At 71.6% G+C, this 25,130-nt stretch carries 25 protein-coding genes and 1 pseudogene; 10 read left to right on the top strand and 16 right to left on the bottom strand.

The window, feature by feature from the left end:
• Positions 1 to 2 precede the first annotated feature (2 nt).
• From nuoK to QFZ71_RS17745, 11 genes and pseudogenes are all read right to left on the bottom strand, one after another.
• Complete coding sequence (gene nuoK, locus QFZ71_RS17795) at positions 3 to 302, bottom strand: NADH-quinone oxidoreductase subunit NuoK (protein ID WP_307669196.1); 300 nt, start codon at positions 300 to 302, stop codon at positions 3 to 5.
• Complete coding sequence (locus QFZ71_RS17790) at positions 299 to 1,168, bottom strand: NADH-quinone oxidoreductase subunit J (RefSeq protein WP_307669195.1); 870 nt, start codon at positions 1,166 to 1,168, stop codon at positions 299 to 301. Before QFZ71_RS17790 ends, nuoK begins: the two co-directional genes overlap by 4 nt.
• On the bottom strand, positions 1,165 to 1,863 hold the full coding sequence (gene nuoI, locus QFZ71_RS17785) for an NADH-quinone oxidoreductase subunit NuoI (RefSeq protein ID WP_307669194.1): 699 nt from the start codon (positions 1,861 to 1,863) through the stop codon (positions 1,165 to 1,167). The genes QFZ71_RS17790 and nuoI overlap by 4 nt, the downstream gene beginning before the upstream one ends.
• A complete protein-coding gene (gene nuoH / locus QFZ71_RS17780; protein ID WP_307669193.1) occupies positions 1,856 to 3,259 on the bottom strand; it encodes an NADH-quinone oxidoreductase subunit NuoH in 1,404 nt (467 codons plus the stop codon). Before nuoH ends, nuoI begins: the two co-directional genes overlap by 8 nt.
• Positions 3,256 to 5,766 (bottom strand): NADH-quinone oxidoreductase subunit G, encoded by a 2,511-nt coding sequence (locus tag QFZ71_RS17775; protein ID WP_307669192.1) that lies wholly within the window; start codon positions 5,764 to 5,766, stop codon positions 3,256 to 3,258. Before QFZ71_RS17775 ends, nuoH begins: the two co-directional genes overlap by 4 nt.
• Entirely contained in the window at positions 5,763 to 7,139 is a 1,377-nt protein-coding gene (gene nuoF / locus QFZ71_RS17770; RefSeq protein WP_307669191.1) for an NADH-quinone oxidoreductase subunit NuoF, read from the bottom strand. Before nuoF ends, QFZ71_RS17775 begins: the two co-directional genes overlap by 4 nt.
• Positions 7,139 to 8,014: an NADH-quinone oxidoreductase subunit NuoE gene (nuoE, locus tag QFZ71_RS17765; protein ID WP_307669190.1), complete on the bottom strand. Its 876-nt coding sequence runs from the start codon at positions 8,012 to 8,014 to the stop codon at positions 7,139 to 7,141. The genes nuoF and nuoE overlap by 1 nt, the downstream gene beginning before the upstream one ends.
• Positions 8,015 to 8,043: 29 nt before the next feature.
• Positions 8,044 to 9,367 (bottom strand): annotated as a pseudogene (locus QFZ71_RS17760) (NADH-quinone oxidoreductase subunit D).
• Complete coding sequence (locus QFZ71_RS17755) at positions 9,367 to 10,092, bottom strand: NADH-quinone oxidoreductase subunit C (protein WP_307669189.1); 726 nt, start codon at positions 10,090 to 10,092, stop codon at positions 9,367 to 9,369. Before QFZ71_RS17755 ends, QFZ71_RS17760 begins: the two are co-directional and overlap by 1 nt.
• Positions 10,089 to 10,643 (bottom strand): NADH-quinone oxidoreductase subunit B family protein, encoded by a 555-nt coding sequence (locus QFZ71_RS17750; protein WP_030112935.1) that lies wholly within the window; start codon positions 10,641 to 10,643, stop codon positions 10,089 to 10,091. Before QFZ71_RS17750 ends, QFZ71_RS17755 begins: the two co-directional genes overlap by 4 nt.
• Before the next feature lie 18 nt (positions 10,644 to 10,661).
• A complete protein-coding gene (locus QFZ71_RS17745; protein ID WP_003967084.1) occupies positions 10,662 to 11,021 on the bottom strand; it encodes an NADH-quinone oxidoreductase subunit A in 360 nt (119 codons plus the stop codon).
• 837 nt (positions 11,022 to 11,858) lie between these two features.
• On the opposite strand from QFZ71_RS17745, the gene QFZ71_RS17740 reads away from it, so the two are divergent.
• Positions 11,859 to 12,713 (top strand): C40 family peptidase, encoded by an 855-nt coding sequence (locus QFZ71_RS17740; RefSeq protein WP_307669188.1) that lies wholly within the window; start codon positions 11,859 to 11,861, stop codon positions 12,711 to 12,713.
• Positions 12,714 to 12,795: 82 nt separating this feature from the next.
• On the opposite strand, the gene QFZ71_RS17735 is transcribed toward QFZ71_RS17740, so the two are convergent.
• Positions 12,796 to 13,278 (bottom strand): ATP-binding protein, encoded by a 483-nt coding sequence (locus QFZ71_RS17735; protein WP_307669187.1) that lies wholly within the window; start codon positions 13,276 to 13,278, stop codon positions 12,796 to 12,798.
• Positions 13,279 to 13,543: 265 nt separating this feature from the next.
• Here QFZ71_RS17735 and QFZ71_RS17730 point away from each other — a divergent pair, with 265 nt between their 5' ends.
• The 3 genes from QFZ71_RS17730 (at position 13,544) to QFZ71_RS17720 (ending at position 15,254) form a co-directional block, all read left to right on the top strand.
• The gene (locus tag QFZ71_RS17730) at positions 13,544 to 14,398 is read left to right on the top strand and encodes a helix-turn-helix transcriptional regulator (protein ID WP_307669186.1); all 855 of its coding nucleotides are present in this window, start codon (positions 13,544 to 13,546) and stop codon (positions 14,396 to 14,398) included.
• An 11-nt stretch (positions 14,399 to 14,409) separates the two neighbouring features.
• Positions 14,410 to 14,607, top strand: coding sequence for a DUF397 domain-containing protein (locus QFZ71_RS17725; protein WP_307669185.1), 198 nt, complete (start codon positions 14,410 to 14,412; stop codon positions 14,605 to 14,607).
• A 191-nt stretch (positions 14,608 to 14,798) separates the two neighbouring features.
• Positions 14,799 to 15,254 carry a hypothetical protein gene (locus QFZ71_RS17720; RefSeq protein ID WP_307669184.1) on the top strand — a complete coding sequence of 152 codons (456 nt, stop codon included), beginning with the start codon at positions 14,799 to 14,801 and terminating at the stop codon, positions 15,252 to 15,254.
• On the opposite strand, the gene QFZ71_RS17715 is transcribed toward QFZ71_RS17720, so the two are convergent.
• A complete protein-coding gene (locus tag QFZ71_RS17715) occupies positions 15,151 to 16,371 on the bottom strand; it encodes a Cmx/CmrA family chloramphenicol efflux MFS transporter (RefSeq protein ID WP_307669183.1) in 1,221 nt (406 codons plus the stop codon). The two genes, QFZ71_RS17720 and QFZ71_RS17715, sit on opposite strands and share 104 nt — an antisense overlap.
• Positions 16,372 to 17,039: 668 nt before the next feature.
• Positions 17,040 to 17,216, bottom strand: coding sequence for a hypothetical protein (locus tag QFZ71_RS17710; RefSeq protein ID WP_307669182.1), 177 nt, complete (start codon positions 17,214 to 17,216; stop codon positions 17,040 to 17,042).
• Positions 17,217 to 17,569: 353 nt separating this feature from the next.
• Here QFZ71_RS17710 and QFZ71_RS17705 point away from each other — a divergent pair, with 353 nt between their 5' ends.
• Positions 17,570 to 18,184 carry an ABATE domain-containing protein gene (locus QFZ71_RS17705; protein WP_307669181.1) on the top strand — a complete coding sequence of 205 codons (615 nt, stop codon included), beginning with the start codon at positions 17,570 to 17,572 and terminating at the stop codon, positions 18,182 to 18,184.
• A gap of 139 nt (positions 18,185 to 18,323) precedes the next feature.
• A complete protein-coding gene (locus tag QFZ71_RS17700) occupies positions 18,324 to 19,649 on the top strand; it encodes an MFS transporter (protein WP_307669180.1) in 1,326 nt (441 codons plus the stop codon).
• Here the strand turns inward: QFZ71_RS17700 and QFZ71_RS17695 are convergent.
• Positions 19,615 to 20,898 carry a geranylgeranyl reductase family protein gene (locus QFZ71_RS17695; RefSeq protein ID WP_307669179.1) on the bottom strand — a complete coding sequence of 428 codons (1,284 nt, stop codon included), beginning with the start codon at positions 20,896 to 20,898 and terminating at the stop codon, positions 19,615 to 19,617. The two genes, QFZ71_RS17700 and QFZ71_RS17695, sit on opposite strands and share 35 nt — an antisense overlap.
• Positions 20,899 to 20,995: 97 nt before the next feature.
• Here QFZ71_RS17695 and QFZ71_RS17690 point away from each other — a divergent pair, with 97 nt between their 5' ends.
• Positions 20,996 to 21,523 (top strand): GNAT family N-acetyltransferase, encoded by a 528-nt coding sequence (locus QFZ71_RS17690; RefSeq protein ID WP_307669178.1) that lies wholly within the window; start codon positions 20,996 to 20,998, stop codon positions 21,521 to 21,523.
• A gap of 15 nt (positions 21,524 to 21,538) precedes the next feature.
• On the opposite strand, the gene QFZ71_RS17685 is transcribed toward QFZ71_RS17690, so the two are convergent.
• Positions 21,539 to 22,231, bottom strand: a complete 693-nt coding sequence (locus tag QFZ71_RS17685) for a demethylmenaquinone methyltransferase (protein ID WP_307669177.1) — start codon at positions 22,229 to 22,231, stop codon at positions 21,539 to 21,541.
• Between the two features lie 378 nt (positions 22,232 to 22,609).
• On the opposite strand from QFZ71_RS17685, the gene QFZ71_RS17680 reads away from it, so the two are divergent.
• From QFZ71_RS17680 to QFZ71_RS17670, 3 genes are read left to right on the top strand one after another with little or no spacing between them, the layout of a single operon-like run.
• Entirely contained in the window at positions 22,610 to 23,119 is a 510-nt protein-coding gene (locus tag QFZ71_RS17680; protein WP_307671497.1) for a SigE family RNA polymerase sigma factor, read from the top strand.
• A gap of 9 nt (positions 23,120 to 23,128) precedes the next feature.
• Entirely contained in the window at positions 23,129 to 24,055 is a 927-nt protein-coding gene (locus QFZ71_RS17675; protein WP_307669176.1) for a hypothetical protein, read from the top strand.
• On the top strand, positions 24,052 to 25,032 hold the full coding sequence (locus QFZ71_RS17670; protein WP_307669175.1) for a DUF3152 domain-containing protein: 981 nt from the start codon (positions 24,052 to 24,054) through the stop codon (positions 25,030 to 25,032). The genes QFZ71_RS17675 and QFZ71_RS17670 overlap by 4 nt, the downstream gene beginning before the upstream one ends.
• Positions 25,033 to 25,130 lie beyond the last annotated feature (98 nt).

Genomic DNA, 25,130 nt, shown 5'->3' with positions numbered 1-25,130 from the left:
CCTTACAGCTTCATCAGGCTGGCGTCGTCGACCGAGGCCGAGTGGCGGGAGCGGAACAGCGACACGATGATCGCGAGTCCGACGACGACTTCCGCCGCGGCGACGACCATCGTGAAGAACGCGACGATCTGCCCGTCGAGGTTGCCGTGCATCCGGGAGAACGTGACGAACGCCAGATTGCAGGCGTTGAGCATCAGCTCGACGCACATGAACACCACGATCGCGTTCCGCCGGATCAGCACCCCGGAGGCGCCGATCGCGAACAGCAGGGCCGCGAGGTAGAGGTAGTTGACCGGGTTCACTGGGCGGCCTCCGAATTCTCCGCCGCCGACGCGGGACCGGCCCCGCGCGCCACGGCGTCCGCGTCCTCGCGTCCGAGCCGCTCCCCGGAGCGCTGCTCCAGGGCCTTGAGGTCGGCGAGGGCTTTCCGCGAGACGTCGCGGACCTGGCCGCGCTCCCGCAGCGTCTGCATGACGGTCAGCTCGGACGGCGTGCCGTCGGGGAGCAGACCGGGGATGTCCACCGCGTTGTGCCGGGCGTAGACGCCGGGGGCGGGGAGCGGCGGAAGGTGCTTGCCCTCGCGGACCCGCTGCTCGGCCATCTCCCGCTGGGTTTTGGCCCGTTCGGTGCGCTCGCGGTGGGTGAGCACCATCGCGCCGACCGTGGCGGTGATCAGCAGGGCGCCGGTGATCTCGAAGGCGAAGACGTACTTGGTGAAGATGAGGTTGGCCAGACCCTCGACGTTGCCCCCGTGCCGGGCGTTGGCGGTGCCGAGCCCGTTGAAGGTGGAGAGCGAGGCGTTGCCGATGCCGGCGATCAGCAGGACGCCGAACCCGAGGGCGCACCCGAGGGCCATCCAGCGCTGGCCCTTCAGGGTCTCCTTGAGGGAGTCCGCCGCGGTGACGCCGACGAGCATGACGACGAAGAGGAACAGCATCATGATCGCGCCGGTGTAGACGACGATCTGGACGACGCCCAGGAAGTACGCCCCGTTGGCGAGGTAGAACACCGCGAGGACGATCATGGTGCCGGCGAGCGAGAGCGCGCTGTGCACGGCCCTCTTCAGCAGGACCGTGGCGAGCGCGCCGATCACGGCGACGGTGCCCAGGATCCAGAACTGGACGGCCTCGCCGGTGGAGGTGGCGGTGGCTGCGGCCAGCGCGTTCACGCGTCCACCCCCTTGCCCGGACGGGTGGCGTCGGCGGCGCGGGTGGACTCGACGGGGTCCTCGTCGAGCTTGTCCGGCTCGCCCCGCGAGACGGCCGGCTGGGGGACCGTGCCGGGGGCGGCCTCGGTGACCAGGCCCCGGTAGTAGTCCTGTTCGTCCATGCCGGGGTAGATCGCGTGCGGGCTGTCGACCATGCCGTCCTCCAGGCCCGCGAGCAGCTCGTCCTTGGTGTAGATGAGGCTCTCGCGGGTGGTGTTGGCCAGCTCGAACTCGTTCGTCATCGTCAGCGCGCGGGTGGGGCACGCCTCGATGCACAGCCCGCACAGGATGCAGCGCGCGTAGTTGATCTGGTAGACGCGGCCGTAGCGCTCACCCGGGGAGTAGCGCTCCTCCTCGGTGTTGTCCGCGCCCTCCACGTAGATCGCGTCGGCGGGACAGGCCCAGGCGCACAGCTCGCAGCCGACGCACTTCTCCAGGCCGTCCGGGTGGCGGTTGAGCTGGTGGCGGCCGTGGAAGCGGGGCGCCGTCACCTTCGGCGTCTCCGGATACTGCTCGGTGAGCCGCTTCTTGAACATGGCCTTGAAGGTCACGCCGAAGCCGGCCACGGGGTTCTGGAACTTCTCCCCCGATCCCTCCGCCCGGCCCGAGGACCCAGCGGATCCCGATGAGCCCGTGAGCTCTGGTTTCTCAGACACCGCCGGCCTCCTTTCCGTCACTCGCGTTTCCGTCACTCTGAGTATCCGGCCCACCACTGACAACGAGCTCCCGCTCGCGCCGTGGAGTGCGCCTGGGCACCGGCGGCAGGGTCTGGCCGGGCAGCGGCGGCACCGGGAACCCGCCCGCCATCGGGTCGAAGGCGGGCTCCGGTCCGGCCGCCTCCGCCTCGGCCCGGTTCTTCCGGTCGCGGAACATGTCGACGACGAAGGAGATCAGCAGGACCGCGATCACGGCCGCCCCGACGTACAGCACGATCCGGGAGAAGTCGTAGCCCTCGTTGCGCAGGGCGCGGACGGTGGCGACGAGCATCAGCCAGACCACGGAGACCGGGATGAGGACCTTCCAGCCGAGCTTCATCAGCTGGTCGTAACGGACCCGCGGGAGCGTGCCGCGCAGCCAGATGAAGAAGAACAGCAGCAGCTGGACCTTGAGGACGAACCAGAGCATCGGCCACCAGCCCTGGTTCGCGCCCTCCCAGAAGGTGCTGACCGGGTACGGGGCCCGCCAGCCGCCGAGGAAGAGGGTCACGGAGACCGCGGAGACGGTGACCATGTTGACGTACTCGGCGAGCATGAACATCGCGAACTTGATCGAGGAGTACTCGGTGTTGAACCCGCCGACGAGGTCGCCCTCGGACTCCGGCATGTCGAACGGCGCGCGGTTCGTCTCCCCGACCATCGTGATGATGTAGATGATGAAGGAGACCGGCAGCAGGACGACGAACCAGCGGTCCGCCTGCGCCTCCACGATCGCCGACGTCGACATCGACCCGGAGTAGAGGAAGACGGAGGCGAACGCGGCGCCCATGGCGATCTCGTAGCTGATCATCTGGGCGCAGGAGCGCAGACCGCCGAGGAGCGGGTACGTCGATCCGGAGGACCAGCCCGCCAGGACGAGCCCGTAGATGCCGACCGAGGCGACCGCGAGGATGTAGAGCATCGCGATCGGCAGGTCGGTGAGCTGCATCGCCGTACGGTGGCCGAAGATCGACACCTGGTTGTCGGCGGGGCCGAACGGGATGACCGCGATCGCCATGAACGCCGGGATCGCCGCGACGATCGGCGCCAGGACGTAGACGACCTTGTCGGCCCGCTTGACGATGACGTCTTCCTTGAGCATCAGCTTGATGCCGTCGGCGAGCGACTGGAGCATGCCCCAGGGGCCGTGGCGGTTGGGGCCGATGCGCAGCTGCATCCAGGCGACGACCTTGCGCTCCCACACGATGGAGAACAGCACGGTCACCATCAGGAAGGCGAAGCAGAAGACCGCCTTGACGACCACCAGCCACCAGGGGTCGGTGCCGAACATCGAGAGATCCTCGGCGGCGAGGACGACGCCCTCGGGCGCCGTCGTGAGTGCGGCGAGGCCAGTCACGCTCGTACCTCCGATGGTTCGACGGGTGCGCCCGGTGCGGTGGCCGGGCCGATCCGCACCAGGCCGCCCGGGTTCACGCCGGTGTCGGCGGGGATGCCGCGTCCCACCGAGTTCAGCGGCACCCAGACCACCCGGTCCGGCATGTCGGTGACGGCGAGCGGCAGTTCGACGGTCCCGGCCGGGCCGGTGACGGCGAGCGGGTCGCCGTCCTTGACGCCGGTCTCGGCGGCGGTGGCCGCCGACAGCCGGGCGACGGCCGCGTGCCGGGTCCCGGCGAGGGCGGTGTCGCCCTCCTGGAGCCGCCCGAGGTCGAGCAGCATGCGGTGGCCCGCGAGGACGGCCTCGCCGTCGCCGGGGCGGGGCAGCGGCCGCGCGCCCTCGCGCGGGTCGTCCGCGCGCCCGCCCTCCCAGCCGCCGAGCCGGTCCAGCTCGCGGCGGGCGGAGGCCAGGTCCGGCAGGGCGAAGTGCACGTCCATGGCGTCGGCCAGCATGTGCAGCACCCGCAGGTCGGTCGGGGCGAGCGTCCGGGTCATCTGCTCGGGCTTGAGCGCCGCCTCGAACATCCGGACCCGGCCCTCCCAGTTGAGGAAGGTGCCGGACTTCTCCGCGACGGCGGCGACCGGGAGGACCACGTCCGCGCGGGCGGTGACCGCGCTCGGCCGCAGCTCCAGGGAGACCAGGAAGCCGACCTCGTCCAGCGCCTGGAGGGCACGGGCCGGGTCGGGCAGGTCCTCGACGCCGACCCCGGCGACGAGCAGCGCGCCCAGTTCGCCGGTGGCCGCGGCCTCGACGATCTGGCCGGTGTCGCGGCCGTGGCGGGAGGGCAGTTCGGCCAGCCGCCACAGCGCCGCGACCTCGTCGCGGGCGCGCGGGTCGGTGGCCGGACGGCCGCCGGGCAGCAGCGTGGGCAGGGCGCCGGCCTCGACCGCGCCCCGGTCACCCGCCCGGCGCGGAATCCACACCAGGCGCGCGCCGGTGGCGGCGGCGGTACGGATCGCGGCGGACAGGGCGCCGGGCACCCCGGCCAGCCGCTCGCCGACGATGATCAGGGAGTGCTCGGTGCGGAGCGCCTCGGCCGCCGCGGCCCCTTCGGCCTCCAGGCCGACGCCGCCCGCGAGCGCGTCGAGCCATTCGGTCTCGGTGCCGGGGGCGGCGGGCAGCAGGGTGCCGCCCGCCTTCACGAGGCCGCGCGTGGCGTGCGAGGCGAGCGCGAAGGTCTTCTGCCCGCCCTTGCGGTGGGCCTTGCGCAGCCGGAGGAAGACGCCGGGGGCCTCCTCCTCGGACTCGAACCCGACGAGGAGGACCGCGGGGGCCTTCTCCAGCGCGGTGTACGTGACGCCCTCGCCGTCCAGGTCCAGGCCGCGTCCGGCGACCCGGGCGGCCAGGAAGTCGGCCTCCTCCGCGCTGTGGACGCGGGAGCGGAAGTCGATGTCGTTGGTGCCGAGGGCGACGCGGGCGAACTTGCTGTACGCGTAGGCGTCCTCGACGGTGAGCCGGCCGCCGGTGAGGACGCCGGTACGGCCGCGGGCGGCGAGGAGTCCGGCCGCGGCGGCTTCCAGCGCCTCGGGCCAGCTCGCCGGTTCCAGCTCACCCCCGGCGTTGCGGACGAGCGGGGTGGTGAGGCGGTCGCGCTGCTGGGCGTAGCGGAAGCCGAACCTCCCCTTGTCGCAGACCCACTCCTCGTTGACCTCGGGCTCGTTGGCCGCGAGGCGGCGGACGACCTTGCCGCGCCGGTGGTCGGTGCGGGTGGCGCAGCCGCCCGAGCACTGCTCGCACACCGAGGGGGTGGAGACCAGGTCGAAGGGGCGGGAGCGGAACCGGTACGCCGCCGACGTGAGCGCGCCGACCGGGCAGATCTGGATGGTGTTGCCGGAGAAGTACGACTGGAAGGGGTCGCCCTCGCCGGTGCCGACCTGCTGGAGCGCGCCGCGCTCGATCAGCTCGATCATGGGATCGCCGGCCACCTGGTTGGAGAACCGGGTGCAGCGGGCGCAGAGCACGCACCGTTCGCGGTCCAGGAGGACCTGGGTGGAGATCGGGACGGGCTTCTCGAAGGTCCGCTTCTTCCCCTCGAACCGGGAGTCGGCGTCGCCGTGCGACATCGCCTGGTTCTGGAGCGGGCACTCGCCGCCCTTGTCGCAGACGGGGCAGTCCAGCGGGTGGTTGATCAGCAGCAGCTCCATCACGCCCTTCTGCGCCTTCTCGGCGACAGGAGAGGTGATCTGCGACTTGACGACCATGCCGTCGGTGCAGGTGATGGTGCAGGAGGCCATGGGCTTGCGCTGCCCCTCGACCTCGACGATGCACTGGCGGCAGGCGCCGGCGGGGTCGAGGAGCGGGTGGTCGCAGAAGCGCGGGATCTCGATGCCGAGGAGTTCGGCGGCGCGGATGACCAGGGTCCCCTTGGGGACGCTGATCTCGATGCCGTCGATGGTCAGCGTGACCAGGTCCTCGGGCGGGATGGCCGCCTCGCCGCCCCCGGAGGGCGCACTCGTGGTGACTGTCATGCGTTCACCCCCCGGTGAGCGTTCTTGCCGTCGGTGTTCTTGTCGTCGGCCCAGGCCGTGGACCGGGCGGGGTCGAAGGGGCAGCCCTTGCCGGTGATGTGCTGCTCGTACTCCTCGCGGAAGTACTTCAGCGAGGAGAAGATCGGCGAGGCCGCGCCGTCGCCGAGCGCGCAGAACGACTTGCCGTTGATGTTGTCGGCGATGTCGTTCAGCTTGTCGAGGTCGGCCATCTCGCCCTTGCCGGCCTCGATGTCGCGGAGCAACTGGACCAGCCAGTACGTCCCTTCGCGGCAGGGCGTGCACTTGCCGCAGGACTCGTGGGCGTAGAACTCGGTCCAGCGGGTGACGGCCCGCACGACGCAGGTCGTCTCGTCGAAGCACTGGAGCGCCTTGGTGCCGAGCATGGAACCGGCGGCTCCGACGCCCTCGTAGTCGAGGGGGACGTCGAGGTGCTCCTCGGTGAACATCGGGGTGGAGGAGCCGCCCGGCGTCCAGAACTTGAGCCGGTGGCCGGCCCGCATGCCGCCGCTCATGTCGAGGAGCTGGCGGAGCGTGATGCCGAGCGGGGCCTCGTACTGGCCGGGGCTGGTGACGTGGCCGCTGAGCGAGTAGAGCGTGAAGCCCGGGGACTTCTCGCTGCCCATCGACCTGAACCAGTCCTTGCCCCGGTTGAGGATCGCGGGAACCGAGGCGATGGACTCGACGTTGTTCACCACGGTGGGGCAGGCGTACAGACCGGCGACCGCGGGGAAGGGGGGACGCAGCCGGGGCTGGCCGCGCCGTCCTTCGAGGGAGTCGAGCAGCGCGGTTTCCTCACCGCAGATGTACGCACCGGCGCCCGCGTGCACCGTGAGTTCCAGATCGAGTCCCGAACCGAGGATGTCCGTCCCCAGATAGCCCGCCTCGTACGCCTCCCGGACCGCCTCGTGCAGCCGCCGCAGTACGGGGACGACCTCACCGCGCAGGTAGATGAAGGCGTGCGAGGAACGGATCGCGTAGCAGGCGATCACGATGCCCTCGATGAGGCTGTGCGGGTTGGCGAAGAGGAGCGGGATGTCCTTGCAGGTCCCCGGCTCCGACTCGTCGGCGTTGACGACGAGGTAGTGCGGTTTGCCGTCGCCCTGGGGGATGAACTGCCACTTCATCCCGGTGGGGAAGCCGGCGCCGCCGCGTCCGCGCAGACCGGAGTCCTTGACGTACGCGATCAGGTCGTCGGGGTCCATGGCGAGCGCCTTGCGCAGGCCCTCGTACCCCTCGTGGCGGCGGTAGGTCTCCAGGGTCCAGGACTCGGGCTGGTCCCAGAAGGCGGAGAGCACGGGGGCGAGCAGTTTCTCGGGGCTCGTCCCGTTGTGGATCTCGGCGGCCAAGGTCATCACTCCCCCTCCTCGGCTGCGGGCCCGGCCGGGTGCTCCGGGTCGGAGGCCGAGGTCTGCTGCGAGGTGTTCGGTGTCCCGGAGGGACTCGTTGAGGGGCGGGGGTCGGGTGACGGGCGGGCGTGCGAGCTGAGGTGCTCGGACGGCGAAGGGTCGTGCGGCGGGGTGGCCTTGGGCTGCCCGTCGCGCGGGGAGACCACGCGCGCCTTCGGGAGCGCCTCGCCCTTGGCGAGCTTGAGCCCGACGAGGGAGGCGGGGCCCGCGCCGCCGGTCGCCTCGACGGCGCCGGGGCGCTCGTCGGGGAAACCGGCCAGGATGCGGGCGGTCTCCTTGTAGGAGCAGATCGGCGCGCCGCGGGTGGGTTCGACGGTGCGGCCGGCGATCAGGTCGTCCACGAGCCGCGTGGCGCTCTCGGGCGTCTGGTTGTCGAAGAACTCCCAGTTGACCATCACGACGGGCGCGAAGTCGCAGGCGGCGTTGCACTCGATGTGTTCGAGGGTGACCTTGCCGTCCTCGGTGGTCTCGTTGTTGCCGACCCCGAGGTGCTCCTTGAGCGTGTCGAAGATGGCGTCGCCGCCCATGACCGCGCAGAGCGTGTTGGTGCACACGCCGACCTGGTAGTCGCCGCTCGGCCTGCGCCGGTACATGGAGTAGAAGGTGGCGACGGCGGTGACCTCGGCGGTGGTGAGGTCGAGCGTCTCGGCGCAGAAGGCGATGCCCGTACGGGAGACGTACCCCTCCTCGGACTGCACGAGGTGCAGCAGCGGCAGGAGGGCGGAGCGGCTGCCGGGGTAGCGGGCCAGCACCTCCTTCGCGTCCGCGTCGAGCCGGGCGCGCACCTCGGCCGGGTAGGGGGCGGCGGGGAGCTGCGGCATCCCCAGACTGACGTCTTGGCGTGAGGTGGTCACCGGTCGACGCCTCCCATCACGGGGTCGATGGACGCGACGGCGACGATGACGTCGGCGACCTGGCCGCCTTCGCACATCGCCGCCATGGCCTGCAGGTTGGTGAACGACGGGTCACGGAAGTGGACCCGGTAGGGGCGGGTGCCGCCGTCGGAGACGACGTGCACGCCGAGTTCGCCCTTGGGGGACTCGACGGCGGTGTACGTCTGGCCGGGCGGGACCCGGAAGCCCTCGGTCACCAGCTTGAAGTGGTGGATCAGGGCCTCCATGGAGGTACCCATGATCTTCCGGATGTGGTCGAGCGAGTTGCCGAGTCCGTCCGGGCCGAGGGCGAGCTGTGCGGGCCAGGCGATCTTCTTGTCGGCGACCATGACCGGCCCCGGCTCCAGGCGCTCGATGCACTGCTCGATGATCCGCAGCGACTGGCGCATCTCCTCCAGGCGGATGAGGAAGCGCCCGTAGGAGTCGCAGGTGTCGGCGGTCGGGACGTCGAAGTCGTACGTCTCGTAGCCGCAGTACGGGTCGGTCTTGCGCAGGTCGTGCGGGAGTCCGGCGGAGCGCAGCACCGGGCCGGTGGCGCCGAGCGCCATGCAGCCGGCGAGGTCGAGGTAGCCGACGTCCTGCATGCGGGCCTTGAAGATGGGGTTGCCGGTGGCGAGCTTGTCGTACTCCGGCAGGTTCTTCTTCATGGTCTTCACGAACTCGCGCAGCTGGTCGACCGCGCCCGGCGGCAGGTCCTGGGCGAGGCCGCCGGGGCGGACGAACGCGTGGTTCATGCGCAAGCCCGGTGATCAGCTCGAAGAGGTCGAGAACCAGTTCACGATCGCGGAAGCCGTAGATCATGATCGTGGTCGCGCCCAGCTCCATACCGCCGGTGGCGATGCAGACCAGGTGCGAGGAGAGCCGGTTGAGCTCCATCAGCAGGACGCGCAGGACGGTGGCCCGGTCGGGGATCTGCTCCTCGATGCCGAGGAGCTTCTCGACGCCCAGGCAGTACGCCGTCTCGTTGAAGAACGGCGTCAGGTAGTCCATGCGCGTGACGAAGGTGGTGCCCTGCGTCCAGCTGCGGAATTCGAGGTTCTTCTCGATGCCCGTGTGGAGGTAGCCGATGCCGCAGCGGGCCTCGGTGACGGTCTCGCCGTCGATCTCCAGGATGAGGCGGAGCACGCCGTGCGTCGACGGGTGCTGAGGGCCCATGTTGACGATGATGCGCTCGTCGTCGGACTTCACCGCGGATTCGACGACCTCGTCCCAGTCGCCGCCGGTGACTGTATATACAGTCCCCTCGGTCGTGGCACGGGGCGTTGCATGGGGAGTGGTCATCAGGAGTACGACCTCCGCTGGTCCGGAGCCGGGATCTGGGCGCCCTTGTACTCGACGGCGATGCCGCCGAGCGGGTAGTCCTTGCGCTGCGGGAAGCCCTGCCAGTCGTCCGGCATCATGATCCGGGTGAGGGCCGGGTGCCCGTCGAAGATGAGCCCGAAGAAGTCGTACGCCTCACGCTCGTGCCAGTCGTTGGTCGGGTAGACCGTGACGAGCGACGGGATGTGCGGGTCGCTGTCCGGGGCGGAGACCTCCAGCCGGATGATCCGGCCGTGGGTGAGCGAGCGCAGGTGGTAGACGGCGTGCAGCTCGCGGCCCGTGTCGCCGGGGAAGTGGACGCCGCTGACGCCCGTGCAGAGTTCGAAGCGCAGGGCGGGGTCGTCGCGCAGGGTGCGGGCGACCTGGACCAGGTGTTCGCGCGCGATGTGGAAGGTCAGTTCGTCGCGGTCGACGACGGTCTTCTCGATGGCGTTCCCGGGGAGGAGGTCCTGTTCCTCCAGGGCCCCTTCGAGTTCGTCGGCCACCTCGTCGAACCAGCCGCCGTACGGCCGCGAGGCGGCACCCGGCAGGGTGATGGTGCGGACGAGGCCGCCGTAGCCGGAGGTGTCGCCGCCGTTGTTCGCGCCGAACATGCCCTTGCGGACGCGGATGACCTCGCCGGCGGTGTCGCGCGGGGCGGGTACGGCGTTGCCCTCGCCGCCGTTCGCGTGGGGGTTCTCGGTCACCGGAGCAGCCCCTTCATCTCGATCAGGGGCAGTGCCTTGAGGGCCGCTTCCTCCGCCTCGCGGGCGGCCTCCTCCGCGTTGACCCCGAGCTTGGTGCCCTGGATCTTCTGGTGGAGCTTGAGGATGGCGTCCATCAGCATCTCAGGACGTGGCGGACAACCCGGCAAATAGATATCGACCGGGACAATGTGATCAACACCCTGCACAATGGCGTAATTGTTGAACATACCGCCCGATGACGCGCAAACCCCCATGGAGATGACCCACTTGGGATTCGGCATCTGGTCGTAGACCTGCCGGAGGACGGGCGCCATCTTCTGGCTGACCCGTCCCGCGACGATCATCAGGTCGGCCTGGCGCGGCGATCCGCGGAAGACCTCCATCCCGAACCGGGCGAGGTCGTAGCGGCCGGCGCCGGTCGTCATCATCTCGATGGCGCAGCAGGCCAGTCCGAACGTGGCCGGGAAGACGGAGGACTTCCGCACCCAGCCCGCGGCCTGCTCGACCGTGGTCAGAACGAAGCCGCTCGGCAGTTTCTCTTCGAGTCCCATGGTGTGCCCCTCAGCCCCTCAGTCCCATTCCAGGCCGCCGCGACGCCATACGTACGCGTAGGCGACGAAGACGGTGAGCACGAAGAGCAGCATCTCCACGAGCCCGAAGATCCCCAGGGCGTCGAACGAGACCGCCCAGGGATAGAGGAAGACGATCTCGATGTCGAAGACGATGAAAAGCATCGCCGTCAGGTAGTACTTGATCGGAAAGCGGCCGCCTCCGGCGGGAGTCGGGGTGGGTTCGATGCCGCACTCGTACGCTTCGAGCTTTGCCCGGTTGTACCGCTTGGGGCCGATAAGCGTGGCCATGACCACGGAGAAGATCGCAAACCCTGCCCCGAGGGCGCCGAGCACGAGGATGGGCGCGTAGGCATTCACGCTCCTCGCTCCTTCCAGTCGTCCTTGACCTGTGGACCGCATCGGGCGACCGGCTCGCCGCCTCACCAAGATCGTGCACATGTGAGGCAGTTCACAAGCCCGACTGCCCCGCATCCTATGCCTGGCCCCCTGTGATCTGCGACACGGGGTGCGGTAACGACTTTGTGATCTCCACCACCTGACGAAGGATCATGAAGTCGTATGAGCGGTGATCTTCGTACGCGAAGCGGCCGAGTGATCACGAGACGTGACATTCGACGGTGTTACCGCTGGTCAAAGGCGTGGTGCGCTATCAATGGACAGCCACTACAAGCAAATTGGCGGTGGGCGCCCGCGAGGTGATAAGGGCTCCGCTCGATCCTCACACCCACCCGGACGAGCGACAGCGGGGACCGATGCGGACATGTGCGCGCATTCACGAAGTTCCGGGGAGCGACACCTCGGACCGTCGGGAGCGAGCACCTCACGGCCGGTCAGGTCGCACACCTCACGGACCGGTGACCCGAACTCCACCGGCCGGCCGGGGCGGGGAGGGGCGACGCGGACCGCACCCGCGCGGGTTGCCCGGACCGGCCGACCCGCGCCGTGACCTGCGCCACACTCGGCGGCTTCACAGAAAAGCGGGCTTGGCCATCGGCGTGAACGGGTGGTAAGCGAGGGGCAATTCGGGCGTATTGCCGAAAGGCGGTGATCACCGCCTTGATCGCGCCTGCCCGATTTGCCCGTTACGGCGTCAATAAAGGCGCCCAGAAAGCGGATTCGGAGATTCCGAACGTAACTGTGTCGCAACACACGTTTCTTGATGGGACCCCTACAGCCCTGATAGCGCTAGTACCCATGTCCCACACCGCTCACATACCCAGCCACCGGAAGCCCCGCCAGCGCGCCTCGAAGACGGCTCTGCGAGCCGGAGTTGCCGGTGGCTTCCTCAGCACCATCGCGGTCGCGGGTGCCGCCGGTCCGGCCCAGGCCGAGCCGGTGACCCAGACGATCGAGATGCCCACCATCGCCTCCGGCTTCTCCGCCGCCGCTGCCGCCTCCGCTGAGGCCACGCAGCAGCTCGCGCTCGACATGGAGAAGCAGGCGGACCAGGACGCCGCGGCCGAGAAGGCCGCGAAGACGGCCAAGAAGGCCCACGCCGAGGCCGTCCGCAAGGACGAGGCCAAGAAGAAGGCCGAAGCCGCCGCGAAGGCCAAGGCGGAGGAAGAGGCCAAGGAGCGTGCGGAGCGCGCTTCCCGGTCCACCGAGCGCACCACGCTCAGCGCCTCCACCGGCACCTCGGGCTCCTCCTCCTCGGACAGCTCTGCCTCCGCCCCGTCCTCCTCCTCGAACGTGAGCGGCTCCGCCGCCTCCATCGTGGCGTTCGCCAAGGCCCAGGTCGGCGACGCGTACGTCTCCGGCGGCACCGGCCCGAACGCGTGGGACTGCTCGGGCCTGGTCCAGGCCGCCTACCGCACGGCGGGCATCGACCTGCCGCGCGTCTCCCAGGCCCAGTCGACCTACGGCACGCAGGTCTCCCTGGACAACCTCCAGCCCGGCGACATCCTCTACTGGGGCGGCGCGGGCAGCGCCTACCACGTCGCGATCTACGTCGGCGGCGGCCAGTTCGTCGGCGCGCAGAACTCCAGCACCGGCACGGTGCAGCGCTCCATGGACTACGACCGGCCGACCGGCGCGGTCCGCGTTCTCTGATTCACAAGCGCCCACGGGCGCCCCGGTGCACGGCCGAGGCCGCCGCTCCCCCGCTCGGGGGCGGCGGCTTCCGCCGTTGCCGCTACGGGGACTCGCGGTCGGGGGCGGATGCCGGCACCGAACGGGGCTCGGGGTGGGCCAGGACGAACCAGACCGTCTTGGTGCGCCGGGACTTCACCTTGCGGGTGGTGCTCCCCCAGCTGGTGGCCAGGCCGTTGACGACGAGGAGGCCGCGCCCGCCCTCGCCCTCCGGGCGGGCCAGGGGTTCGGGCGGCGGACCCACGTAGTCGTTGGTCACGTGGACCGAGACCTGTTCCCGGCCCACCAGGACCTCGACCCGGACCAGCTTCGACCGCGTGTGGCAGTACACGTTGGCCACCACCTCGCTCACGCAGAGCCGGGCGTCGTCCGCGACCCCGGAGTGCGCGCCGCTCCGGAGCAGCGCCCCGACGAAGTCCCGCGCGATCTTCGCGGCGACGGCGGAGTTGGGCATCGCGAGCTGATAGCCCTCGCAGGACGGGGGGACGTACGGGAACGGGGCAGGTGGCGCGATAGCGGCCGGCATGGAGGTCTCCCTACGTGAGCCAGAGTCGATGGGTGCGCCATTCCGGTCGGCCACCGTGGCTCCGGTCGCATACAGGTACCGGTCAAGCCCCCCGCATACGGCTGCACTTCGGCGTCGATGCCCGGCGCATCGGTCTCCGAGGCAGGCTAGGGTCAATAAATGTTCCGGAACAAGAATGCACTCACCTCGTTCACTCGCATGGGCGAACGGACGGTCGGCCGCGCCGAGCCCTGCGACACTGCACACGCAGACAGGGGAAGGTGACATGCCACCAAGGGACAACCCGACCGCTCGCCAGGTCCGCCTGGGCGCCGAGCTGAGGAAGCTTCGGGAGCGCGCGGGCAGGACCGCCCGCGAGGCCGCCGGGCGCATCTCGACCGATCAGGCCAGGATCAGCAACATCGAGGCCGGACGCAGCGGTATCAGCGAGGAGCGCATCCGCCGGCTGGCGAGCTTCTACGCCTGCGACGACGAGGCACTGATCGACGCCCTGTGCGCGATATCCCGTGAGCACCGGGGGCAGTTCTGGTGGGACGAGTACCGCGGGGTGCTGCCGCCCGGATTCCTGGACATCGCAGAGCTGGAGCACCACGCGCGCTACATGCGGAGCCTCCAACCGGTGAACATGCCGGGATTGCTCCAGACACCCGAGTACGCGCGGGCGATGTTCGGGCTGGCGTTGCCCAAGCTGCCCGATGACGAGGTGGAGGCCAGAGTGGAGCACCGCATGCGGAGGGCGGGCATTCTCGATCGGGAGGACCCGCCGGAGTTCGCGCCCATCGTGCACGAGGCGGCGCTGCGGATGCGGGTGGGCGGACGCAAGGTCGCGCGTGCCCAGTTGGAACACCTGCTGGAAGCAACGGACCGGCCCAACGTCTCCCTGCGCGTCATCACGTTTTCCAGTGAGCAGAGTGTGGACATGACCCACACCGCTCTGTACGCGGGCGGCGTGGTGCCCCAGCTCGACACCGTGCACATTGACGCCCCTACGCGCACGTTCTACTTGGACGCGGAGGCCGAATTGCACCGCTTCCGCCTCCTCCTCGACCTGGGACAGACGGTCGCTCTGGACCCAGTGGAGTCGCGGAGCTTCGTCCGTCACCTCGCACGGGATATGTGAGAATTCCCCGCATGAACGAAGCACTTGAGTGGCAGAAGTCCTCCTTCTCCGCCTCACAGGACCAGTGCGTGGAGATCACCGAGAAGGCCGGTCGGATCCTCATGCGCGAGAGTGACGACCCCGGCACCGTGACCGCCACCTCCCGCGAGAAGTTCGCCGCGTTCATCAAGGGTGTCAAGGCGGGCGAGTTCGACCACTTCGCCCAGTAGGGCGGTCCGAACTCTCCTCGCCACAAAGGCCCTCCACCCCGCGGTGGAGGGCCTTCGCACGTATGAGCCAGCATATTTGTACCGGCGCATGGTTGCGCCGTAGCTGCGCGTGACGCTACCGTCACCGACGTTGGACCGGGCCGCCCTGTGGAGCGCCCGGTGCCCCGGACGCTGCGATCGGACGGTCGACCATGCGCACTTCTCCCCGCCCCCACCCCCTCGTTCAGGCCCAGCGGCAGTGCGGGTTCCGGTACGAGGTCCTGCGGTACGGGCCTGCCAACGGGTTCGTCCCCGAACCCGTCGACCTGCGCGTCCTGGCCACCCCCCGCGACGCCATCCGGGTCCTGCGCGTGCAGCTCCGCTCCAGCCACGTCCTCGGGCTCGCCCCGCACGAAGCGGGGCGAGCCCTCCACTGGGCCGAGCAGGGCGGCTGGGTGCACGCGCTCGGTGCCCTGCACCGGGGCGAGGACTGCGGGTTCACTCTGATGCTCCGCAAAGGGCGGCACATCGAGTGGCACGTGCGGCCCCTCACGTACCTGAGCCTCAGTGCCCCGCCTCCACCTCCGCATGGCCCCGCGCACGCCCACCCGTACGGCCCCGCGCACTCCCCCGCGCCCGGCGTACCAGCCACCCCGCTCCGGCCGTGAGCAGGGCCAGGGCCATGAGCAGGGCGCTCACCCACACGGGTCCCCGGTAGCCGAGCCCGGCGTCCAGCGTCAGGCCGCCCGCCCACGGGCCCACCGTCGCCCCGAGGTTGAAGGCCGCCGTCGAGAAGGCCCCGGCCAGCGTCGGCGCTCCGGGAGCCAGCCCCAGGACCCGGGTGATCAGTGCGGTACCCGTACCGAAGGCGAGCAGGCCCAGCAGCGGGATCAGCGCCAGCGCGAACACCGGGCGGCCCGCCGTCAGGGCGAGCGCCGTCCAGCCGACGACGAGCGCGGTCATACCCGTGGCGACGACCGCGACGGGGTGGGCGTCCGTGAACCGGCCCGCCACCGTGACCCCGGCGAACGCCCCCGCCCCGAAGAGGGCCAGGGCCACCGGCACCCAGACCGCCCCCAGGCCCGTCTCGCGGGTCAGCAGCGGCTCCAGGTAGGAGAACGCGCAGAAGGTCGCCCCCTGCACCAGGGCCATCGTCAGCAGCACGGGCCGCAGCCGGGGGCCGGTGAGCACGCGCAGTTCGTCGCGTACGGGCACGGGCGCGGCGCCCTCCTCCGTGCTCCGGCCGCCGGGAAGGGAACGCAGCACCGCGACGACGGCGGGCAGGGAGACGAGCGCGACGGCCCAGAAGGCGGACCGCCACCCCCAGTGCTCCCCCAGCACCGCTCCGGCCGGGACGCCCACCACGCAGGCGATCGTCACCCCTCCGACCACCACGGCCGTGGCCCGGCCCTTCAGCCGGTCGGGGACCAGCGCGACGGCGGTCGTCAGGGCCACCGCCCAGAAACCCGCGTTGGCGAGAGCCCCGACGAAGCGGGTCGCCAGGAGCACTCCGTAACTCGGGGTGAGAGCGCCGACGACATGGACGGCGATGAACACCGCGAGGAAGAACAGCAGGGCGCGGCGGCGCGGCCAGGTGCGGCCGGCCAGCGCCATGAGCGGCGCGCCGACGACCATCCCGACGGCGAACGCCGAGGTGAGGAGACCGGCGGCGGAGAGGGAGACGCCGAGGTCGGCGGCGATGCCCGAGACCAGCCCGGACAGCATGAATTCGGAGGTGCCCTGGGCGAAGACCGCGAGCCCCAGGACGTATACGGCGAATGGCATGGGTGGGTACCCCTTGGACGGAACCGTCGCGTGGACAGACAGACCGGAGTGCGGGATACGGGTCGCGCGGACGCCCGCCGCCGAAGCCGGACGGGCCTGGCGGACTGCTTCCGGAGCGCCGGAGAGGGCCGGGCCTGAAGGGGCGGCGCGGAGACGTGCCCGGCGGCGACCGGCCGGCGGTGTGCCGGTGGTCGGCCGGTCGGCACGAACCCCGCGTACGGCGATGGATCAGCGCGTACGCGGAAGGGGAACGGCCCGCACCCGCGGTGGGCCGGGGGACGTGGAACCGTGGCGAAGGGGGCCGGGGACCTGAAGGGTCAGCCGGCGACGCTCAGCGGGAACACGGCCACCGGCGCACCGGTGGCCGGAGTCTGTCGGACTCGGGGCTGGACATGGAACGGGAGCCTACCGTCCCGCCGCCACGGCCTCCAGCGGCTTTCGCTCCGGAACGGAACGGGGCGGAGGCGCGCGGAACGGCCAGCTCCGTGGCGAGGCGGCGCGGCCCGCGCCGGGGCCGCAAGGGGGCCGCGCAGCCGTGACGGACCTGCGGGGCGCGAACCCGCGCGGCAAGCCCGCTCCCCGGCGACCGGGGGCTCGTCGTCGTCCAGGTCAACCGCGACCAGGGCTTGTCGCGCGGGTCAGCGGCGGCCGGGGCTTTGGCGTCCGGGTCAGCGGCGGCGGGGGCGGTGGTGGGACCGCTCCGGCTCCCTGGCCGAGGTCGTGGGCGCGGGCAGAGCCTCGTACGCGGCGTCGAACTCTTCGTCCTCGTCCGGCGCGGTCGGGTCCACGGCGAAGCGGGGCTCCAGGAAGAGGTCCTGGTGCTGGGGCAGGGAGGCGGTCGTCATGGCTGTCTGTCCTTGGGGTCGCAGCGCTTTACCGGCTCTCTGTACCCCGCCGGCCTGCGTTCGATGTGATCGTGCATCAAGAAAAAGTGGTGCGCACCGCGTGCCGCCTCTGAGGGCGGGGCGGGGGCGGACGCCGGCCGGTCGGTCCGTACGGTCGGCGACCGGGGGCGCGCAAATCATCGCACACGATCACCCGCGGTGCCGGAGATTAACCCTGAGCAGGAAGCGGAATGGCGGGTTCAAGGGTGTGACCGCCCCCCCACCCTCGCCATCTGACGCATGTCTCGCATTGCCCATCAGGACTTTAGGCTGGAGTGTGCACGCGTTCACCAAGGCGGCGAGGGGAGCCACCGATGGCACAGCGGCCCGTGACAGCACTCGCGAGCACCATCCGCCACGGCGGGGACGGCGGTGTCCTCGACGAGCTGGAATCGGTCGAGGCGACCGCCCGGTGGCTCCGCCGCCAGGCCAGGGGTGTCGGCGGCATCGGAGAGCTCGTCGTGGACGAGGAGCTGAGAGAGGCCGTCCTCCTGGTGCGCCGGGCGGTACGGACCCTGTTCGCACGGGCGGTCGGCCCCGCCCCGCCCAGCCCGGTCGACGCTCACCGTCTGATGCCCGCCGACGAGGCCCTGGCCGCTCTGAACGCCGCCTCCGCACGGGAGTTGGTGGTGCCGCAGCTCCACTGGCCCGCCGAAGGAACGCCCACGGCCACGCTGGCGTCGGCCGAGGCCGATCCGCGCGTGCGGCTGATCGCCCTGCTGGCGCGCGACGCCGTCGACTTCCTGAGCGGGCCGCAGCGCGAACACCTGCGGGCCTGCCACGCGCCGCGCTGTGCCCGGTACTTCATCCGCAGCCACGGACGGCAGGAGTGGTGCACCCCCGCCTGCGGGAACCGCGCGCGGGTGGCCCGCCACTACGGGCGGGCACGCGAGGCTGCCGCCAACACGGCTTCCCGCCCGTACACCTGACACGCCCTCAGCGGGGATGCGCACAATGGCCCAGCCATTCGACCTCCAAGTGGCCCACCGCCGAGGCCACTCGCTCCCCTAGGTTCGATCCCGCGCAGGTGGCTGCCCATGCCACCCGCCGGGACGGGGTCGGTACGTCATGCACGCACGATGGTTTCCCGCCGCCGGGCCGGCGCGCGGCCTGGCGGTCGCGCAGCTGGTCAACTCGTGCGGAGACGGGGCCTATTACGTCTGCTCCGCGCTGTACTTCTCGCAGGTGGTCGGTCTCCCGGCCCCCCGCATCGGGCTCGGGCTGACGGTCGCCTGGGGCGTCGGAGCGATCGCGGGGGTGCCGCTCGGGCAGCTCGCCGACCGCGTCGGCCCGCGCCGGACGGCCGTCGTGCTGGCCGCCGCCACGGCGCTCGGCGTCGCCGCCTTCCTCGTCGTCCGGTCGTTCCCGGCGTTCCTCCTGGTGGCCTGCGCCTACGCCACCGCGCAGTGCGGGCTCGCCGCCGCCCGGCAGTCGCTGCTGGCCGGACTGGTGGACCGGGACGCCCGGACCGGTGTGCTCGCCCATCTCCAGTCGGCGCTCAACGCGGGCCTGGCGCTGGGGGCCGCCGTCGGCGGGGTGGCCCTGCACCTCGGGACGGCCGGTGCGTATCTCACCGCGCTGGCGCTGGACGCCGCCGCGTTCGCGGGGTGCGCCCTGCTGCTCGCCCGGCTGCCGGAGCCGCCCCGGAGCCCGGCGACCGCGCCCCGGCGGGGCGCGGACCCGACCGCGCTGCGTCCGACCGTGCTGCGGGACCGGCCGTACGCGCTGGTCGCCCTCCTCAACATGGTCATGCTGCTGCGGATGCCGCTGATCAGCCTCGCCGTCCCGCTCTGGATCGCCGAGCGCACCGCCGCTCCGGGCTGGGCCGTCTCGGCGCTCCTGGTGCTCAACACGGGGGCCGTGATGCTCTTCCAGGTCCGTACGGCCTCCGTCGTCCGCGATCTGCCGAGCGCCGTCCGGACCGTACGCAGCGGCGGGGTGCTGCTGCTGGCCTCCTGTGCGGCCTTCGCCCTCACCGCGCTCACCGCGCCCCTGTGGGTGCTGTTCGCCGTGCTGCTCCTCGCCGCCGGGCTCCAGGTGTGGGGCGAGATGCGGCAGTCGGCGGGGGCATGGCAGATCAGCTTCGACCTGGCCCCGGCGGGGCGGCAGGGGCAGTACCAGGGCCTGTTCGGGGCGGGGGTCCCGGTGGCGCGCATGCTCGGGCCGCTGCTGCTGACGGCGCTGATCGTGTCCTGGGGCGTCCCCGGCTGGCTGCTGCTCGGAGCGCTGTTCCTCGCGGCGGGGCTGGCGATGGGGCCGGCAGTGCGGTGGGCGGAACGGAGCCGCCCGACCGCACCGGGGCCGGGACGCCGCGCACCGGGGCCGGTCCCGACCTCGTCGGCACCGGCCCCGGCCGGGGTCACGCCTTCGGAGCGACCTTCGACAGGCCGTTGATGATGCGGTCCATCGCGTCGCCGCCCTGCGGGTCGGTCAGGTTGGCCAGCATCTTCAGCGTGAACTTCATCAGCAGCGGGTGGGTCAGGCCGCGCTGGGTGGCGACCTTCATGACCTTCGGGTTGCCGATCAGCTTCACGAAGGCGCGGCCCATCGTGTAGTAGCCGCCGTAGGTCTCCTTGAGCACCTTCGGGTAGTTGTTCAGGGCCAGTTCGCGCTGGGCGGGGGTGGCGCGGGCGTGCGCCTGGACGATGACGTCGGCCGCGATCTGGCCGGACTCCATGGCGTACGCGATGCCCTCGCCGTTGAACGGGTTGACCATGCCGCCCGCGTCACCGACGAGCAGCAGGCCCTTGGTGTAGTGCGGCTGGCGGTTGAAGGCCATCGGGAGCGCCGCGCCCCGGATCGGCATCGTCATGTTCTCCGGGGTGTAGCCCCAGTCCTCCGGCATCGAGGCGCACCACGCCTTGAGGACCTCGCGCCAGTCCAGCTCCTTGAAGGCGGAGGAGGAGTTGAGGATGCCGAGGCCCACGTTGGAGGTGCCGTCGCCCATGCCGAAGATCCAGCCGTAGCCGGGCAGCAGCCGGTCCTCGGCGCCGCGCCGGTCCCACAGCTCCAGCCAGGACTCCAGGTAGTCGTCGTCGTGGCGGGGCGAGGTGAAGTACGTCCGCACGGCGACGCCCATCGGGCGGTCCTCGCGGCGGTGCAGGCCCATCGCCAGGGAGAGCCGGGTGGAGTTGCCGTCGGCGGCGACGACGAGCGGGGCGTGGAAGGTGACCGGGGTCTTCTCCTCGCCGATCTTCGCCTCCACGCCGGTGATGCGGCCGGTGCGCTCGTCGCGGATGGGCGCGCCCACGTTGCAGCGCTCGTACAGCCGGGCACCCGCCTTCTGCGCCTGCCGGGCGAGCTGCTCGTCGAAGTCGTCGCGCTTGCGGACCAGACCGTAGTCCGGGTAGGAGGCGAGTTCCGGCCAGTCGAGCTGGAGCCGGACGCCGCCGCCGATGATGCGCAGGCCCTTGTTGCGCAGCCAGCCCGCCTCCTCGGAGATGTCGATCCCCATCGAGACGAGCTGCTTCGTGGCACGGGGCGTGAGCCCGTCGCCGCAGACCTTCTCGCGGGGGAACGCGGTCTTCTCCAGGAGCAGGACGTCGAGTCCGGCCTTGGCGAGGTAGTAGGCGGTCGTGGAGCCGGCTGGGCCCGCTCCGACGACGATCACGTCCGCGCTGTTCTCGGAGAGGGGCTCGGTCACGGTCGGATCTCCCGAAGACTCGAATTCGCGTGCCGCGCGGCACATGTCCCGTGCAGTCTATGGGGGCCTGCAGACCAACCCTCCGAAGGGCTCCCACATGTCGATCGCGCCTGCCACGCCCCACGCCTCGGCCCCCGCCGTACGCCTCCGTGTTCCGACCGACGAAGACGCCCTGAGCTGGTACCAGGTGTTCGACGACCCCGAGGTGATGGAGTTCTTCGGGGGCCGCCGGGCCGACCTCTGCGTGTACGAGGAGCTGACCGCGCGCCAGCGGCGGCACGACGCGGAGCTGGGCTACTGCCTGTGGACGCTCACCGACGAGAACGACGCGGTCCTCGGCTTCACCGGGGCGCAGCCGTGGCCGCACACGCACTACGGGCCGGTCGGCGCGACCGAGATCGGCTGGCGGCTGGGGCGCGCGGCGTGGGGACGCGGGTACGCCTCCGCCGCCGCCCGCACCACGCTGGAGCGGGTACGGACGGCGGGGGTGGGCGAGGTCGTCGCAATGATCCACGCGGAGAACGCCCGGTCGATGGCGGTCGCGGAGCGGCTCGGGATGCGGCGCGCCGAGTCGTACGACACCCCGCGCGGCCAGGTGGCCGTCTGCTTCCGCCTGGAGCTGTGAGACCCCGGAGGTGACTCAGGCGCGGGTGGCCCGGTGCAGGGCCACCACGCCGCCGGTCAGGTTGCGCCAGGCGACGTTCGACCAGCCCGCCTTCTGGAGCAGTGCGGCGAGGGCGGGCTGGTCGGGCCAGTCGCGGATGGATTCGGCGAGGTAGACGTACGCGTCCGGGTTGGAGGAGACCGCGCGGGCGGCCGGCGGGATCGCCCTCATCAGGTACTCCGTGTAGACCGTGCGGAACGGGGTCCAGGTCGGCTGGGAGAACTCGCAGATCACGACCCGTCCGCCCGGCTTCGTCACCCGGTACAGCTCGCGCAGCGCGACCTCGGTGTCCTGGATGTTGCGCAGCCCGAAGGAGATCGTGACGGTGTCGAACGTCTCGTCCTTGAATGGCAGCTTCATGCCGTCACCCGCCGTGAACGGCATCCACGGGTGGCGCTCCTTGCCGACCTTGAGCATGCCGAGCGAGAAGTCGCACGGCACGACGTAGGCGCCCGCCTTCACGAAGGGCTGGGAGGAGGTGGCGGTGCCCGCCGCCAGGTCGAGGATCTTCTGGGCGGGGCGGGCGTCGACCGCCGTCGCGACCGCCTTGCGCCACAGCCGGGCCTGGCCGAGCGAGATCACGTCGTTGGTCAGGTCGTAGTTGGCCGCCACACCGTCGAACATCGAGGCGACTTCGTGCGGCTGCTTTTCCAGGGAGGCTCGGGTCACCCATCCATTCAAGCAGCCGGGCCGCCGGGATCGATGAGGGCGGTCGCCCGCGAGGGCGACGGTCTCCGCGACCCGGCGGTGCGGGACCGGCCGACGTACTCGTCCGGGCCGCCGACGCGGACGCGGTGTCGCCCGGGACGGGGACGGGGTGGCGTAGGCCGGGCCGACGCGGGTGGGCGCGGGGGCATGGGCCCCGCCGGCGCCTCCTCGAACTGATCTTCACCGCTCTTCAACCTTTTCGGCACACGGTTGCTCTGTAAGGAGTGGGACCCCGGCCGGGGGCGGTCGCCGGGAGTTGGTCGCCGGGGGTGGTCGCCGGGGGCAGGGAAGCAGCACGACGAGAGGGGAGGGCGCATGGCGGCCGGGGCTGAACCCGCCATGGCGGACGGCGAGCGTGCCGCGTTCGAGGCGTACGCCCGGACCGCGCAACGCCGCCTGTACCGGACGGCCTACCTGCTGTGCGGAGACGTCGAGGGCGCACAGGACCTGACACAGACGACGCTCGCCAAGCTGTTCCAGCACTGGCGCAGGGCGAGCCGGGCCGACCATCTCGACGCCTACGCCAAAACCGTGCTCGTCCGCACCTTCGTCGCCGAACGCCGCCGCTCCGTACGGGATCTGCTCGCCCACAACCGCACCGTGCCCCGGTCGCAGCCCAACCCCGCGCCGGGCGCCGACCTCCGGATCACCCTGCTCGCCCTGCTCGCCGAACTGCCGCCGCGCGCACGGGCGATGGTCGTCCTGCGCTACTGGGACGACCTGAGCGTGGAGACCGTGGCCTCGCTGCTGCGGTGCAGCGAGTCGACGGTCAAGAGCCAGTGCTCGCGTTCACTCGTCCGCCTCCGCGCCCGGATGGGCGATATCCAGCTCTACTCCACCGGAAGCTGAGGGCCGGTCATGACCCCTGAACCGCACGAGCACCTGCCGCCCCGCACGCCCGGCGCGGACGCCCACGCCGTGAGCACGTCCGACGAGGAGCTGTTCCGGGACTCCCTGCGCCGGACCGTCGACCCGTTGTCCCTCCCGTCCGATCTGGTTCCCGAGGCCGTACGCGAGGGCTACCGCCGGCGTGCCCGAAGCCGGGCGTACACGGTCGCGGGCGCCTTCGTCGCGGTGACCGGCCTGACTCTCGGGCTCTCGGTGCTCGGCCCCCGGCTGTTGCCGGGCCCGGACCGGGAACCCGCATCACCCGTCGTGCCGTCTCTCTCCCTGCCCGCCCCCACACCCACCCCGTCCCCCCGACGTACGGAGCCACGCCCCGACATGCCGAGTCCCACCGCCACCCCCATACCCCCCGGCCCGCCCACACCCTCCCTGTCGGCCCCGCCCGTTCGCGGCTCCCGAGAGGCCCGGCGTCCGGAGGACTTCCGGCAGCAGGCGTCCGGGACGCTGGACGCCCTGCTGCCCGCGTCGGTGGGGACCGTCCTGCCGGTCGGCGGCGACCCGACGGGCTACCAGGCGCGGCGCGGTTCCGTCGTCCGCGCCGTCCACCTGGCGGTGCACCCGGAGGCGGGAAGCGCGGCCCCCGTCTGCCGCGACCTCCCGGAGAAGGGGCTGACCTGCGAGAACATCGTTCTGGACGACGGAACGCCCGCGCGGGTCCACCGGCACGCCGGCGAGGGCCGGACGGGCACGGAGGTGTCCATCCACTACCGGTACGGCCGCAGCACGGTGTCGCTGTCCGTCTCGCCCGCACCGGCCGGCGCGGGCGACGCTCCCGTCACCGCCGGGGACCTGCTCCGGGTCGTCCAGAGCCCGCGGTTCCGGGAGTTGATCGCGTACGCCGACGAGAATCCGGTGCCGTGGAGCGGGGCCGCCGCGTGACGCGTCGCCGCACGACCGGCACCCTGCCGCCCGCGCCCGGTGCGCCCGCCCGCGACGAGGAAACGTTCCGGCTCCGGGTGCCGCCGCCCCGGCCCCCGGAGGGCGTCGGGACCGGCTTTCCGTCCGCCCCCCGCTCCCGGTCGGCCGCGCGGTCGCGGGTGCGGCGGCGGCAGCGGAACCGGCGGCGGGCGGTCTCGTTCGCCGTGCTGGCGCTCGCGGTGGTGGCAGGCGCGGCGCTGCTCCTCGGCCGGCCCTGGCTGAACGGGGGCGGTCCGGCGGACGCGGCTCCGGCCGCCACGGCTCCGGCGGGCGGACCGGACAACGCGTCCGAGCCGCTGGAGGACGCTCCCGCGCCCCCTCCCCCGCCGACCCCGTCCGCGTCCTCCTCGCCCAGCGGCGGTCCGGGCGCCGAGGACATCCCCGCCTCGGGGCCCGGCACGTTCACCGTGGCCCGTGCGGGCGTCACTCCGAAGGGCGAGGGCAGCGCGTACCGGGTCGAGGTGGAGAACGGCATCGGCGTGGACCCCGACCGGGCCGCCGAGGAGATCGCCGCCGTCCTCGCCGATCCGCGCGGCTGGGGCCACGACGGTGAGCGCTCGTTCCGCCAGGTCGCCGACGGGTCGGCCGGGCTGGTGATCCGGATCGCCACCCCGGCGACCACGGACCGGATGTGCGGCGCGTACGGCCTCAGGACGCGCGGCGAGGTCAACTGCCGGGGCGGCGAGAAGGTCATGGTCAACCTGAAGCGCTGGCAGCTCGGTTCGCCGCAGTTCGACGGGCCCGTCGCGGAGTACCGGGCGCTGATCGTCAATCACGAGGTCGGGCACTGGCTGGGGCGCGGCCACGAGACGTGTCCGGGGAAGGGGCGCCCCGCGCCCGCGATGATGCAGCAGATCGACGGGTTGAAGGGGTGCGTCGCCAACGCCTGGCCGTACGACGCGAAGGGACGCTACCTGGGTGGTCCGAAGGTGCCGTGAGCCGGCCCGCACCGGACGGAGGCGGCCCCGGCGGACGCGGTGCACCAGCCGGCCCGCACCGGACGGAGGCGGCCCCGGCGGACGCGGTGCACAGCCGG

Origin of the sequence: Streptomyces sp. V2I9, from assembly GCF_030817475.1 — a bacterium.
In the GTDB taxonomy this organism is placed as follows: Bacteria; Actinomycetota; Actinomycetes; order Streptomycetales; family Streptomycetaceae; genus Streptomyces.
Note: the sequence above shows the minus strand (reverse complement) of the source record. Positions and strands in the feature narration are given on the sequence as shown.